General features: G+C 75.7%; 10 protein-coding genes. 3 read left to right on the top strand and 7 right to left on the bottom strand.

What is annotated here, in order from left to right; all coding sequences use genetic code 11:
* Positions 1 to 53 precede the first annotated feature (53 nt).
* From ACIQ8B_RS12195 to ACIQ8B_RS12170, 6 genes are all read right to left on the bottom strand, one after another.
* On the bottom strand, positions 54 to 1,109 hold the full coding sequence (locus ACIQ8B_RS12195) for a glutamate ABC transporter substrate-binding protein (RefSeq protein ID WP_403546614.1): 1,056 nt from the start codon (positions 1,107 to 1,109) through the stop codon (positions 54 to 56).
* 38 nt (positions 1,110 to 1,147) lie between these two features.
* Positions 1,148 to 2,593 carry a hypothetical protein gene (locus tag ACIQ8B_RS12190; RefSeq protein ID WP_403546613.1) on the bottom strand — a complete coding sequence of 482 codons (1,446 nt, stop codon included), beginning with the start codon at positions 2,591 to 2,593 and terminating at the stop codon, positions 1,148 to 1,150.
* Between the two features lie 231 nt (positions 2,594 to 2,824).
* Positions 2,825 to 3,793: an N-acetylglucosamine kinase gene (locus ACIQ8B_RS12185; protein ID WP_403546612.1), complete on the bottom strand. Its 969-nt coding sequence runs from the start codon at positions 3,791 to 3,793 to the stop codon at positions 2,825 to 2,827.
* On the bottom strand, positions 3,784 to 5,040 hold the full coding sequence (locus ACIQ8B_RS12180) for a 6-phospho-beta-glucosidase (protein WP_403546611.1): 1,257 nt from the start codon (positions 5,038 to 5,040) through the stop codon (positions 3,784 to 3,786). The genes ACIQ8B_RS12185 and ACIQ8B_RS12180 overlap by 10 nt, the downstream gene beginning before the upstream one ends.
* A gap of 49 nt (positions 5,041 to 5,089) precedes the next feature.
* Positions 5,090 to 6,304 (bottom strand): ROK family protein, encoded by a 1,215-nt coding sequence (locus tag ACIQ8B_RS12175; protein ID WP_403546610.1) that lies wholly within the window; start codon positions 6,302 to 6,304, stop codon positions 5,090 to 5,092.
* A 223-nt stretch (positions 6,305 to 6,527) separates the two neighbouring features.
* Positions 6,528 to 7,613: a mechanosensitive ion channel family protein gene (locus tag ACIQ8B_RS12170; protein WP_403546609.1), complete on the bottom strand. Its 1,086-nt coding sequence runs from the start codon at positions 7,611 to 7,613 to the stop codon at positions 6,528 to 6,530.
* 314 nt (positions 7,614 to 7,927) lie between these two features.
* Here ACIQ8B_RS12170 and ACIQ8B_RS12165 point away from each other — a divergent pair, with 314 nt between their 5' ends.
* Entirely contained in the window at positions 7,928 to 8,464 is a 537-nt protein-coding gene (locus ACIQ8B_RS12165) for an HNH endonuclease (RefSeq protein ID WP_106414194.1), read from the top strand.
* Positions 8,465 to 8,645: 181 nt separating this feature from the next.
* On the opposite strand, the gene ACIQ8B_RS12160 is transcribed toward ACIQ8B_RS12165, so the two are convergent.
* A complete protein-coding gene (locus tag ACIQ8B_RS12160; protein WP_403546608.1) occupies positions 8,646 to 11,522 on the bottom strand; it encodes a beta-N-acetylglucosaminidase domain-containing protein in 2,877 nt (958 codons plus the stop codon).
* Between the two features lie 265 nt (positions 11,523 to 11,787).
* On the opposite strand from ACIQ8B_RS12160, the gene ACIQ8B_RS12155 reads away from it, so the two are divergent.
* Together ACIQ8B_RS12155 and malQ are read left to right on the top strand one after the other, a co-directional pair.
* Positions 11,788 to 12,063, top strand: coding sequence for a hypothetical protein (locus ACIQ8B_RS12155; RefSeq protein ID WP_290009673.1), 276 nt, complete (start codon positions 11,788 to 11,790; stop codon positions 12,061 to 12,063).
* A 1-nt stretch (position 12,064) separates the two neighbouring features.
* Complete coding sequence (gene malQ / locus ACIQ8B_RS12150; RefSeq protein ID WP_403546607.1) at positions 12,065 to 14,194, top strand: 4-alpha-glucanotransferase; 2,130 nt, start codon at positions 12,065 to 12,067, stop codon at positions 14,192 to 14,194.

The following is a 14,194-nucleotide window of genomic DNA, read 5'->3' as shown; positions in this document are numbered from 1 at the left end:
GCTCGGGTCGGGGTCGAAGTCGGGGTCGGGGTCGAAGTCGGGGTCGGGCGTGGTCAGCCGCGGCGCCGGTACTCCGGGGCCGGGGGCCTCGACGCGGACGGGTCGTCGTCCAGCGTGGCGGAGAGCCACCTCGTGTACGAGGCCTGCCAGCCGGCCGCGGTGTCCTGCCGGAAGTCCACCAGGATCTGGTTGACCCGGCGGACCAGGTCGTCCGCGTCCTTCTTCATCGCCACGCCGTAGTACTCGGTCGTGAACGCCTCGCCCTTGAGCTCCACCGTCGGATCCTGTGCGGCCTGGCTCGCCGCGAGGGCGCCGTCGTTGACGACCGCGTCCACCTCGCCGAGCTGGAGCCGCACCAGGCAGTCCAGTTGGTTGGGCACGGTGGTGGAGATGTCCGTGGACGCGGGCAGGACGCCGCTCTTCTTGTCCTCCTCCAGCTTCGCGTGGGCCGTCGAGCCCTTCGCCGTGCAGATCCTCCGGTCCGCGAGCGTCTCGTCGTACCCCTCGACCGGGGACGACTTGGGCGCCAGCACCTGCTGGCCCGTCTTGAAGTACGGGGCGGAGAACGCCACGTCCTCCAGGCGCGAGCAGGTGATCGTCATCGTGCGGACGACCAGGTCCACCCGGCCGTCCTGGATCGCCGGGATGCGCTGGTCCGTGGGGATCGCCTTGAACTGGACGGCGTCCGGGTCGCCGAGGACGTCCTTGGCGATGCGGTGCACCAGGTCGATGTCGAAGCCCTCGAGGCGGCCGCTCTCGCCGCTGTTCGGGTCGCGGTAGCCCCAGCGGTAGCTGTTCTGGTCCACGCCGACGACCAGCTTGCGCTTCTCGCCGGGGCGGGCCTTGATCGCCGCGATGGCGGGGCCGTCGGCGCGGGACGGCGGCAGGGTCTGCTTCTCGGGGGCCTCGCAGTCGTCGGCCGCGCGGGCGTCGGCGGTCAGGGCCCGGGTGGTGCGGTCGCCCGCCCGGTGGGATGCGTCCGCCCGCGAGGCGGCCGAGCCCGTGCAGGTCAGGACGAGCGCCAGGACGAGTGCGACGACGCAGGCCGCCGCCATCGCGCCCACTCCGCCCCAGCCCTTCAGACGGGCCCGCAGGTGTCGTACGCGCATGGTCATGGCCCCCTCCGGCTTCGTCGTCCGCCGCTCCCTCATCGGTACTCCGACAGCCTGCGGCCGATGCCCAGCACCGCGCCCGCCGCGCCCAGCACGCCGAGGACCGCCGCCCCCGTCGGCAGACCCGTCAGCGCGTCCCGGCCGGCGCCGGCCGCCGCCGCGAACTCGGCCTCCTCGTGCTCCAGCGCCCGCGCCAGGCTCTCGTCGACGGCGTCGAAGCATTCGCCCGTCGTGCCCTTCGCGCCGATCACCATGTCCAGCGCCTGCTGGTAGTTGCCGTTCTCGTCCTGCGCGCGGGCCGCCGCGTGACGCTTCCGCCACTCCGTCATGCCGCCCAGCGCGGCGGTCACCGGCTGCGCGCCGGTGTCGTCGTCCGCGAGACGCCGGGCGTGGGCCAGGCCCTCGGCGAGGGCGTCCATGTCGCGGGTGAAGTCGTGGTCGTAGGCGTCGAGGGTCTCGTCACCGACCTTCCTCGTCTCCGCGCCGCGGGCGACCAGGGTGAGGTTCTCGTTGCCGCGGGCCTTGAGGGAGGCGATGCGGGCGTCGTGCAGGACGTCGAGGGACCGGACGCCGTGGTCGTACGACGCGTCGAGGTGCGAGCGGGCGAGGACGTGACCGGCGGTCAGCCAGAGGAGGACGACGCCCGCTGCCGCCGTCGCCGCCACCAGGCCGGGGTTGAGCACGCGGTGGGTGCGGAGGTAGGTGCGGCGCTGGGCCCAGGCGAGGGCGGCGAGGGTGGCCAGGCCGAGGACGATCGCCGGCCAGGGGGGAGGGGTGGCGTCCGCGTAGTCCGAGCGGAGGCGCCGGTTCTCCTTGGTGTAGAGGTCCTGCGCGGCCGGCAGCATCTCCTGCTGCATCTTCTCGTTCGCGTAGCGCAGGTAGGCGCCGCCCACGGGATATCCCTGACGGTTGTAGGTGCGGGCGCGCTCGACCAGGCCCTTGTACTCGGGGAGCAGGCGGTTGAGCTCGGTGATCGTCTCCGTGGAGGGGGAGCCGGGGGCCGCGTCGGCCGCGGCGTTGACGAGTTTCGCGGCGGCGGTCGCGATGTCGCGTTCGTAGCGCTCGCGGGTGGCCGCGGACTCCTGGCCTCCCGCGAGGAAGCCGCTGCTCGCCGCGGTGTTGGCGTCCGCGAGGGAGCGGTAGATGTCCGCGGCGTCCGAAGTGAGGGGCTGGCTGCTGGTGAGGACGGCGTCGGCGGCCGCGGCCCTGTCCGTCGTCTGCCAGGCGGTGACCGCGCCGAACGCGACGACGAGGGAGGCCAGGAACGCGCCGATGACGCGGAGCCGGCCGGGTTCCGTGGTGGCGGCGTGGCGGAGCTGGTCGACGCCCTCGGCGAAGGCGGTGCGGCGGCGTGCGGGGGGCGGTGCCGGCGGGGTGGCGCGGCCGGGTGCGGTGGGGACGGCGGATGCCGCGGGGGCCGGCGGCTGCGACGGGATCGCGGGCAGCGTCGGTGGTGCGCCCGTGTGCGGTGTGTGTGTCATCTGACCTCCCCCAGGGTCATCCTCCGCGGCAAGTATCGCCGTCGGGCGCGACATCCGCACCGGCCTTGGCACGATCTTGGTGCCCTTGCGGCGTGACGGCCGGACGTTCCGGCCGCCGCACCCCACCCTGCCCAGGAAGACGTCCGGGAAATCCGTTCGGTTTCGGGAGGTCGCGGCTGCCGGCGGGGTGCCCGCCCCGTCCCCTTCCCGCCGTACGCGGCGGCAGCCCGTCTACGGGAAGTGCGCCCGCAGGCGTTCGTGCGCCTCCGGGGGAGCCGCCACGTCGTCCAGGCCGAGGAGGGCCGCCCCCAGGACGGGGCTCGCCGTGACCACGTGGGGTACGGCCTTGGGGGCCGCGGTCGCCAGTCGGGTGCGGATGCCCTCCATGAGGAGGGGGTGCCGGGCTGCCAGGACGCTGCCTCCCAGGACGACCGGGGTCTCCTCGTCCAGGAGGTCCAGGCGGGTGAGGGCCACTGTCGCCATCGTGACGATCTCGCCGGCCTGGCGGTCGACGACGGCGCGGGACACGGGGTCGCCCTGGGCCGCCGTCGCGAAGAGGACGGGGGCTGCCTCGTGGCGGCGGTGGGGCGGGATGCGGTGGAGGTGCAGGGCCTCGATCAGGGCGGGCATGCCGGGGACGCCGTAGTGGGCGGGGAGAGCGGTGGTCAGGGCTGTCGCTTCGCCTCTGCCGTCGTCCGCGCGGGCCGCGTGCCACAGGGCCTCCTCGGCCAGGGCCCAGCCGCCGCCCCAGTCGCCCGAGATGCGGCCGAGCGCCGGGAAGCGTGCCGTACGGCCGTCGGGGCGCAGGCCCACGCAGTTGATGCCCGCGCCGCAGACCACGGCCACGCCCCGGGGTTCCGGAACTCCCGCGCGCAGGACGGCGAAGGTGTCGTTGCGGACCGTGACCGTGTCCGACCAGGCACGGGATGCGACGGCTTCGGTGAGTTCCTTCTCCTCGACGGGGAGGTCCGCGTTGGCCAGGCAGGCTGAGACGTGGGCCGCTCGGGGGACGCCTGCCGTCTCCAGGGCCTCGGTGACCGTGGCGGAGAGGGCGGTCATGGCCCCCTCCAGGCCGTCCGCGGGCGGGCGGAAGCCCCCTCCCCGGGCCGTGGACAGCACCGTGCCGTCGGGGGCGATCACCGCCACGTCCGTCTTGCTGTTGCCCGCGTCGACGGCGAGGACGGCCGCGGTCAGGCCCACGTGAGGTGCTCCCGGTTGTGCGCGATCAGCTCGTCGGTCAGGCGGTCGGCGTACGCGTACTGGCCGATCAGGGGGTGGGCGAGGAGGGCGCGGAGGACCCGGTCGCGGCCGCCGTGCAGGGCCGCCTCCAGGGCGAGGTTCTCGTAGGCCGTGACGTTCGCCACCAGGCCCGCGAAGAGGGGGTCGAGCGGAGCCACGGGGAGGGGCTCCGCCCCCTTGGTGGTGACCGTCGCGGGGACCTCCACGACCGCGTCGTCGGGGAGGAAGGGGAGGGCGCCGTTGTTGACCGTGTTGACGACCTGGCGCTTCGGGCCCGCGTCGCGCAGGAGGGCCGCCGCCAGGTCGACGGCCGCCTCCGAGTAGTACGCGCCGCCCCGCTCGGCCAGCAGGGCCGGCTTCTCGTCGAGGGCGGGGTCCGCGTAGAGGGCGAGCAGTTCCCTTTCCACGCGGGCCACTTCGGCTGCCCGGGAGGGCTTGGTGCGCATCTCTCGCACGACGTCGTCGTGCGCGTAGAAGTAGCGGAGGTAGTAGGAGGGGATCACGCCCAGGCGGTTCAGGAGGGGGAGGGGGAGGCGGAGGTCCGCGGCGATGGTGTCGCCGTGGTCGGCCAGCAGGCGGGGGAGGACGTTCTCGCCGTCGACGTGGACCGCCGTTTCCCAGGTGAGGTGGTTGAGCCCCACGTGGTCGAGGCGGACCTCCGCGGGGGCGACGTCCAGGAGGGCGGCGAACTTGCGCTGGAGGCCGATCGCCACGTTGCACAGGCCCAGGGCCTTGTGGCCGGCCTGGAGCAGGGCGCGGGTGACGATGCCGACGGGGTTGGTGAAGTCGATGATCCACGCGTCGGGGGCGGTGCGGCGGACCCGTTCCGCGATGTCCAGGACGACCGGGACCGTGCGCAGCGCCTTGGCCAGGCCGCCCGCGCCGGTGGTCTCCTGGCCGACGCAGCCGCACTCCAGGGGCCATGTCTCGTCCTGGAGGCGGGCCGCCTGGCCGCCCACCCGGAGCTGGAGGAGGACCGCGTCGGCGCCGTCCACCGCCGCGTCCAGGTCGGCGGTCGTCACGATGCGGCCGGGGTGGCCCAGGCGGGCGAAGATGCGGCGGGACAGCGGGCCGATCAGGTCGAGGCGGTCCGTCGCCGGGTCGGTCAGGACCAGCTCGGTGACGGGCAGGACGTCCCTCAGCCGCGCGAAGCCGTCGATGAGTTCGGGGGTGTAGGTCGAGCCTCCGCCGACCACGGTGAGTTTCATGTGCTCTCCCTTGCCTCCGGTGCGGGTGACGCCCTCGGACGGGGCGGGGTCAGCGCGAGGTGTCGAAGACCTCGTCGCGGGTGGCTGCGAGCGCGCTCTCCAGTGCGCCGCGCAGCACGGGGTGTTCACGGACGCCGGCCGTCACGAGCCGCGGCCGGGAGGCGGCCAGTTCCGCCAGCTCGCCCCGGACCAGGTCGCGCAGCGGCTCGCCGCCGGCGGTGAGGGCGGTGCCGCTCAGCACGACGAGTCCGGGGTCGAGGACGGCGACCAGGGAGGCCAGGCCGGTCGCCAGCCGGGTGGCGTAGGTGCGCAGCAGCGCGCGGTGCGGTTCCTCGCCGGGGCGGGACGCGGCACGCTCCAGCAGGGCCGCCGCCACCTCGGGGTACGGGCCCTCCGGGACGTCCTCGACGCCCAGCTCGCGGGCGAGCCGGGGCACCGTCTGGGCGCCGGCCAGCTCCTGGAAGCCGCCGCTGTTGGCCTGGGTGACCTGGCGGACCAGCGGGGTGCCGGGCACCGGCAGGAAGCCGACCTCGCCGGCGCCGCCGGTGAAGCCCCGGTGCAGCCGGCCGCCCAGCACCAGGGCGGCGCCCAGGCCCTCCTGGCTCCACAGCAGGACGAAGTCGCCGTGGCCGCGGGCCGCGCCCAGCCGCCGCTCGGCGAGGGCGACGAGATTGACGTCGTTCTCGTACGCGACCGGCATCGGCAGGGCGGCCGCCAGCTCCTCCAGCAGCGTGGGGGAGTGCCAGCCGGGCAGGTGGGAGGCGTACCGCAGGCGGCCGGTGTTCGGGTCGAACGCGCCGGGTGTGCCGATCACCGTGCGGTGGACGTCCGCGCGGGTCAGCCCGGCCGCCTTCACCGCGCCGTCCAGGGCGTCCAAGACCTGCTGGACGACCGGCACGGCGGGGCGGCGGCCGGGGGTGGGCAGTTCGTGGTGGCCGACGGTGCGGCCGGTGATGTCGGCGACGGCCGCGCGGATCCGGTGCGGGCTCACGTCCAGCCCGGCGGCGTACGCGGCGGCCGGGTTCACGGCGTAGAGCTGGGCGCCCGGGCCCGGGCGGCCCTCGGTGGTGCCGGTGGCGAGGACCAGTCCGGCGGCCTCCAGACGGGCCAGGAGCTGGGAGGCGGTCGGCTTGGACAGGCCGGTGAGCTCGCCCGTCCGGGTGCGTGAGAGCGGGCCGTGCTCCAGCAGGAGGTCCAGGGCGGCACGGTCGTTCATGGCGCGCAGGACGCGGGGGGTGCCCGGCGTGCCGGCTGTTCCTGCCACGGGGTGCGCCACCTGCCCTTCGTCGACCGCACAGCTTCTCGGCGGGCCGCCCGGGACGTCCGTCCCGAGGGGGCCTCCGGTGACTGTCAGGAATGTTTCCTGTCGGACGGGGGGAAGGTAAGCCCGCCGGGGAGCGGCCGTCAAGAGCGGGCGCCCGGACGTGCGCGGGGGCGGCGCCCGGGACCTCCCGGGCGCCGCCCCCGCGCACGCGTGGGGCCCGCGGCTACTTGGCGGTGTTCGGCCCCGGCAGCGGGGACGCGGCCATCGACTGCGGCGACACCGAGCTGGCGTACGCGGACGGCGCGGCCATCCCGGCCGTCGGGTCGGCGGCCGGGGCGTCCTCCGCGGCCGTGGCGCCGCCGACGATGCGGATGCCGTTCGCGTCGAAGGCGCGCTTGATGCGCCAGCGCAGCTCCCGCTCCACGGTCAGCGACTTGCCCGGCATGGTCTTCGCGGAGACCCGGACCACCATCGAGTCCAGCAGCACCGAGTCCAGGCCCAGCACCTCGACCGGGCTCCACAGGAGCTCGTTCCAGGGCTCCTCCTTGCTCGTCCGCTCGGCGACCTCGCTGAGGACGGCCTTCACCCGGTCCAGGTCCTCGTCGGAGCGGACCGTGACGTCCACGTTGGCGGTCGCCCAGCCCTGCGACAGGTTCCCTATGCGCTTGACCTCGCCGTTGCGGACGTACCAGATCTCGCCGTCGGCGCCGCGCAGCTTCGTCACCCGCAGCCCCACCTCGATCACCTCGCCGGTGGCCACGCCCGCGTCGACCGTGTCGCCGACGCCGTACTGGTCCTCCAGGATCATGAAGACGCCGGAGAGGAAGTCCGTGACCAGGTTGCGGGCGCCGAAACCGATCGCCACACCGGCCACACCGGCCGACGCGAGCAGTGGCGCCAGGTTGATCTGGAAGGTGCCGAGCACCATCAGCGCGGCCGTGCCCATGATCAGGAACGAGGCCACCGAGCGCAGCACCGAGCCGATCGCCTGCGACCGCTGGCGGCGGCGCTCCGCGTTGACCAGCAGGCCCCCGAGGCCGCCGCCCTCCAGGGACTGGCCGGTGCGGGACATGCGGTCCACCAGCTGGGTGATGGCCCGCCGGACGAGCACGCGCAGGACCACCGCGATCACCGCGATGAGCAGCACCCGCAGCCCGATCGCGAGCCACGTCGACCAGTTCTCCTCGACCCAGCCGGCCGCGTTCGTGGCGCTCTCCTGGGCGTCCTTGAGCGAGGGGACTCCTGGCGTCTCCGACTCCGAGGGGGTCGGCGAGGGGTCGGCGGCCGACAGGACGGCGGACAAGGACACGGCGGGTACCTCCAGGTGCACGACCCGTCCCCGGTGCGGACGTCAAGGTCGGGGAGATCACGAACAGGTCACCGGTGGGGACGGAACCCCCACACTAACGGGGCATTGTCAGCGGACCGGCGGAATGTGTGAAGAAGAGACCGCGCTCACCCGCGCGTGAACAGGCCGTGATCCCGGGGAGGCGCCGGGTGTGGTCGAAAACACTCCCAGCCCGTTACCGGGACATGGTGGCGCGTTCACCAGGCATGAGGGGAGACTGACTACGGATCGTCCCGGCGCGAGCCACGCGCCGCCGGCGTACAAGGAGGCCGTCCGTGCCGCATGCCCTGGTCCTCAACGCGTCGTACGAGCCGCTCGGCGTCGTACCGCTCCGCCGCGCGCTCGTGCTCGTCCTCGAGAACAAGGCAGTCTGCCTCGAGGAGACCGGCGCCCATCTGCACAGCACGACCGTCACCGTCCCCGCACCCAGCGTGGTCCGGCTCAAGCGTTTCGTGCGGGTTCCCTACCGGGGGCCCGTCCCGCTCACCCGCAGGGCGCTGTTCGCCCGTGACGGGGGCCGGTGCGTGTACTGCGGTGGCGTCGCCACCAGCGTCGACCACGTCGTCCCGCGCAGCCGCGGCGGCAAGCACGTCTGGGACAACGTGGTGGCGTCCTGCCGCCGCTGCAACCACGTGAAGGCCGACCGCCACCTGTTCGAACTGGGCTGGCGCCTGCGCCACAAGCCGGCCCCGCCGACCGGCCTGGCCTGGCGCATCATCGGCACGGGTCACCGGGACCCCCGCTGGCTGCCCTACCTCCAGCCGTACGGGGCGGAGGACGCCTTGGCGCGGATCGACGGCATCTCGGCGTGACGGAGGCCGTCCGCGCGGTGCCCCGGGCCGTCCACGCGGTCCCGGGCGCCGTGGGCCGGGCGGCCACGCCGTCGCCGCGGGGCAGGGCCGTGCGGGCCGCCTCGGCGGCGCGCCCCTCCAGGGAGCCGGGCCGGGAACCGTCTCGCTGAGTGACGCTCCGGGGCAGTGCGGCTTCGAACGATCACTCCGCGACCGCGTACGCCTCCACCGACCACAGCGAGTACCCGTACCGGGTGGCGCGCTGTTCGCCCCGGACGCGGATGTGGCGGACGCCCGGCTCGTCCATGCGGACCGTCTCGTGGCCGCCGCGGCTGTCGCGGACCTCCGCCGCCGTGCGCCAGGACCGGCCGTCCCCGGACACCTCGACGCGGTACGCCGAGGCGTGCGCGTCCTGCCAGCGCAGGCCGACCTTCCCCAGCCGCACCGGACGGTCCAGCTCCACCTGCCACCACGCGTCGTCCTCGGCCGGCGACGACCACCGCGTGCCGGGATCGCCGTCGTTGGCCGCGGAGGCCGGGAAGTCGGGCGTCTCGTCGGCCGAGGACTCCGCCCGGCCGGTGCGGGCCAGGTCGGGGCCCCCGACGGGCGGCACGGCGTCCACGGTGAGCGTCCGGGCCGCGCCGCCGAAGCCGATCCGGACGTCGTAGGACCGCGTGGGCGTGCCCGGCTCCACGGTCACCTCGACCGGCACCCGCAGCGGCGTGCCGCGCGGCACGGACAGCGGCTCCTCCGGCACGCGCACGTCGACGCCCTCCGGCGCGTCCACGGTCAGCCGGTCCCGTACGTCCTCGGGGCGGGCCGAGCCGAGGGTGACGGTCACCGTGCGGGTGCGGCCGATGTCGGCGTCCGCGCGGTCGCCGGGCAGCTCCACCACGGCGTCCGGCACGTCGGCGAACCACGGCACCACGTGCCGCACCCGCTCCGGGTCCGCGTCCGCCACCCGGACCGCGTCCACCGGCCGTCCGCCGGCGCGCAGTTCGGTGGCGCCCTCCGCGGCCAGCGCGCCGATCCGCCGCCAGGTCCCGCCGGCCGTCCGTACCTCCACGGAGCCCATGGTGCCCGGGTCGGTCAGCACCGTCACCGTGTCCAGCACCCGGGCGCGCTCCAGCCGCAGCGCGCCGCCGTCGCCGCCGCTCCCGGACGGCGCGTGCGCGATGCCCGCCCAGCTCTCGTACGCCGTGCGCGCCCGGTTCAGGAAGGGGTCCAGTACGCCCTCGGCGACGGTCACCCGCGCCGGCTCCAGCTCCGTGCGCGCGGTCTCCAGCCGCCGGTACGCGGCCCAGGCGTCGCCCGCGTCGCCCGTCTGCTGGGCGCGCAGCATGTCCAGCGCCGCCGTGCCGGCCTCGCCGTACCGGGCGAGGCGCCCGGTCCAGGGGGTGATCTCGTCGGCGAGGGAGGTGCCGGACAGCCGGCCGGGCAGCTCGCGCAGGTCGGTGAAGGCGGCGCGCAGCCGCCCGGCCGCCGCCGTGCCGCCGGCGCCGCGCGCGGTGGGCCGGGTGCGCCAGAACTCCTCGATCAGCGGCCGCAGGTACGCCGACTCCGTGCCGCCGAGCACCGAGGAGGCGGTGTTGCGGGCGAGGGCGGTCAGCGCCTTCTCGCGCCGGGCGTCGCCGCCGGCCAGGTCGGCGATCGCGGCCCGCCAGGACTCCCGGGGGCGGTACGCGCGCGGGTTCCAGGCGAAGTCGGCGGCCGTGAAGAGGGGGATGCGCGACGCCTCGGGCTGTTCCATCGCGTTGGCGAGCAGCGCGGCCGAACCGGCGGCCACGGCGGGCTCCCGGCCCTGGTAAGGGCCGAGGAAGAGCCGCCCGGGGGCGTAGTCGTTGACCGGGTAGTTGTCCATCGTCACCAGCGGGTGCGCGAACACCTCGCGCGCCTCGGCCAGTTGACGGCCCGTGATGGTGCGGGGCACCACGCCGACGCCGGTCCACGCCACCTCGACGCCGTCGTCCAGCTCCCGCGCCAGCTCCCGCCGGTACGCGGTCGAGCCGTCCTCGTAGTACTCGGTGGGCATCAGGGACAGCGCCGGCGCGCTCGGGTGCCGCCGGTCCAGGTGCCGGGCGACCGCGTTCGCCACGTGCGCCTGGGCGCGGGCGGCCGCCTCGGGCCCGGAGCCGAACCGCTCGGCGTCCGCCCCGCAGTGCCACTCGCTGTAGCTGACGTCCTGGAACTGCACCTGGAAGGCCCGGAAGCCCAGCGCCCACATCGCGTCCAGTTTGCGGGTCAGCGCCCGCAGGTCGTCGTCCGAGGAGAAGCACATCGCCTGTCCCGGCGCCACGGCCCAGCCGAGGGTGACGTGGTTGCGGGCGGCCCGTTCGGCCAGCTCCCGGAACTCCGCGCGCCGCTCGGCCGGGTACGGCTCGCGCCAGCGGGCCTGCCGGTGCGGGTCGTCGCCGGGCGCGTACAGGTACCGGTTCAGCTTGGCGCGGCCCATGAAGTCGAGCTGGGCGAGCCGCTGCCGGTGCGTCCACGGGGTGCCGTAGAAGCCCTCGGTGATCCCGCGCACGGCGGTGCCCGGCCAGTCCCGTACGACGGCGGCGGTGATCGTGCCGTCCGGGCGGACCAGGCGGCGCAGGGTCTGCACGGCGTGGAAGAGGCCGTCGCCGTCCGCCCCGGCCAGGGTCACGGAGCCGTCGCCCGCGGTGAGGGTGTAGCCGCCCGCCGGGAGGGCGCGACGGGGGGCGGCGGAGGCGCGTTCGCTGCCGGCGCGCACCACGAGCGCTCCCTCGGGCACCGGTGCGCCGGAGTCGGTGAACCGGCGCGCGCCGGCCTCCCGCAGGACGTCCTTCAGCGCCTCCAGGGCGTACGGGTCCGCTCCCCGCTCCGCGGTCAGGGCGACCTCCTCGGTCACCCGGACCGGGGCGCCGTTCGCGCGCAGGGAGTGCGGACGCGGCCACACCGGCGGGACGTCCGCGGCGGCCGGGTCGGCGGCGGGCGACCGGGTCGGACCGGGCGCGGGCACGGCCGTCGCGGCGGGGGCGACGCCCAGGGATCCGGCGAGCACGGCGAGTGCCAGTGCGGCCCTCCGCGCGGTCGTCGTTCTGCCACGCCACAACTGCACGAGGCCCCTCCTGATCCCCGGGACCGGCCGGCCTACGACCGGCGGCCGTGTCCATTCCGTTACCGAGACGCCCCGACCCCACCACTCCCGGAGTGAACGTGTCAATCAGAGGGGGTGTTGTGATGCGTTTGTCCCCCTGTGGAGTGACGGTGGAGGGGAAGAATGTGACCAGGTTCACGTTGAACGACTTTGTGCGTCTGCGCTCGCGTCCACTGGGTAGGGCTGCGAGATGACCCGCACGCCCGGCTCGACGAGGAGGCCCTTGGTGGCTGCAGCGGCATACGTCTTCCCCCCGGTCCTGTCCAAACCCGTGGCGGAGCACTCCGCCCGCGACCCCTACGACTGCGTCGTCGGCGCCGAGGGCACCGGCGCCGAGGCCCCCCTGACCAGCGAACCCCCGCTCCCCGACGCGGAGCCCCTGACCAGCGAGCCGCCGCTCGCCGACGCCACCCCGCTGACCAGCGAGTCCGACGCCTTCTCCGACCCCTCGGACCCCGCGGGACTCGACTCCTTCCCGGCCCAGTACCACCCGGAGCCCTAGGGTGACCGCGCCACGGCCGGACGGGACCCCCACCGAGGCGCTGTCCCGGCTCGCCGCCCTGCACGGCGTCGCCACCTCCTACAGCCCCTCCCCGGACACGACCGTCCCGGCCTCGACGACCGCCGTCACGCTCGCGCTGGCCGCCCTCGGCGTCGACGCGTCCACCGAGGAGGCCGTCCGCGCCGCCCTGGCCGCGCGCGAGCAGGAGATCGGCGAGCGGCTGCTGCCCCCCACCCTCGTCGGCTGGGGCGCCCGCCCGCCCGGCGCGCTCGCCGCGCTGCCCGAGGGCACCCGGCTGGAGATCCGCACCGAGGACGGCGGCACGCGCCCGTCCGCCGAGGGCCTCCCGCCCGGCGTGCACCTGCTGACCGCCACCGCCCCCGACGGTCGCACCGCACGCGCCCGCCTGATCGTCGCGCCGCCCCGGCTGCCCGCCCCCGAGGGACGCTCGTACGGACTGCTGGTGCAGCTCTACTCCCTGCTCTCCCGGCGCTCCTGGGGCATGGGCGACCTCGCCGACCTGGGTGAGCTCGCCGGGTGGGCCGGACGCGCGCTGGGCGCCGGGTTCGTGCAGGTGAACCCGCTGCACGCGGCCGTCCCCGGCCCCCCGACCGACCCCTCGCCGTACCGCCCCTCCTCGCGCCGCTTCCCCGACCCCGTGCACCTGCGGGTCGAGGCCGTGCCCGAGTTCGCGCACGTCGAGGACCGCGAGCGGCTGCACACCCTGCTGGCGCGAGGCACCCGGCTGCGGGAGGCGGTGCTCGCCAAGGGGGAGCTGATCGACCGGGACGCGGTCTGGGAGGCCAAGCGGGAAGCCCTCGAACTGGTGCGGAAGGTCCCGCTCGGCCCCGGCCGCACCGCCGCCCTGCACGCCTTCCGCGCCGAGCAGGGGCAGGCCCTGGAGGACCACGCCACCTGGTACGCGCTCGCCGAGGCGCACGGCCCCGACTGGCGCCGCTGGCCCGCCCCGCTGCGCGACCCCCGCTCGGCGGGGACCGCCCGCGCCCGCGAGGAACTGCGGGACCGCGTCGACTTCCACACCTGGCTCGTCTGGCTCACCGACGCCCAGCTCACCGCCGCCCAGCGGACCGCACGGGAGGCCGGGATGCCGGTGGGGATCGTGCACGACCTGGCCGTCGGTGTGCATCCCACCGGCGCGGACGCCTGGGCGCAGCAGGACCACTTCGCGCCCGGCATGTCGGTCGGCGCGCCCCCGGACGCCTTCAACGCGCGCGGCCAGGACTGGGGGCTGCCGCCCTGGCGCCCCGACCGCCTCGCCGAGAGCGGGTACGCCCCCTTCCGCGACCTGCTGCGGGGCCTGTTCCGGTACGCGGGCGCCCTGCGCATCGACCATGTGATGGGCCTGTTCCGGCTCTGGTGGGTGCCCGAGGGCCGCCCGCCCACCGAGGGGACGTACGTCCGCTACGACGCCGAGGCCATGCTCGCCGTGCTCGTCCTGGAGGCGTCCCGCGCCGGGGCGCCGGTGATCGGCGAGGACCTCGGGACGGTCGAGCCCGGGGTGCGCGAGGCGCTGCGCGACCGCGGGGTGTACGGCACGTCGGTGCTGTGGTTCGAGCGGGACTGGGAGGGCGACCGCCGGCCGCTGCCGCCGGAGAGCTGGCGCGCCGACTGCCTGGCCACGGCCACCACCCACGACCTCCCGTCCACCGCCGCCCGCCTCACCGGCGAGCACGTGGAACTGCGCGACCGCCTGGGCCTGCTCGCCCGGCCCCTCGCCGAGGAGCGGGCGGAGGCCGCGGCGGACGTGCGGGAGTGGCTGGAGCTGCTGGAGCGGCTCGGCCTGCTGCCCGGCCCGGACGGCGGGACGGCCGGCGGCCCGGACGGCGGGACGGCCGGCGGCGCGGACGCCTCCCGGGAGGAGGCCGGCGTCCAGGCGGTCCACCGCTACCTGCTGCGCACCCCGGCCCGCATGGTCGGGGTGTGGCTGCCGGACGGCGTCGGCGACCGGCGCCCGCAGAACCTGCCCGGCACCTCGGACGAGTACCCGAACTGGCGGCTGCCCGTCGCCGACGCGGAGGGGCGCCCGGTGACGCTGGAGGACCTGACGGCGTCCCCCCGGCTGCGGGCGCTGGCCGACGTGCTGCGCGCCGGCGCCGCGCCCGGTGGCTGA

Origin of the sequence: Streptomyces sp. NPDC096105 (assembly GCF_044763335.1) — a bacterium.
Classification (GTDB): Bacteria; Actinomycetota; Actinomycetes; order Streptomycetales; family Streptomycetaceae; genus Streptomyces.
The sequence above is the reverse complement of the archived record's forward strand: the minus strand, read 5'-3'. Positions and strand labels throughout refer to the sequence as shown.

Coding starts and splice junctions, on each gene's coding strand:
- ACIQ8B_RS12195 (WP_403546614.1), bottom strand. CDS start 1,109: ATGCGCGTACGACACCTGCGGGCCCGTCTGAAGGGCTGGGGCGGAGTG.
- ACIQ8B_RS12190 (WP_403546613.1), bottom strand. CDS start 2,593: ATGACACACACACCGCACACGGGCGCACCACCGACGCTGCCCGCGATC.
- ACIQ8B_RS12180 (WP_403546611.1), bottom strand. CDS start 5,040: ATGAAACTCACCGTGGTCGGCGGAGGCTCGACCTACACCCCCGAACTC.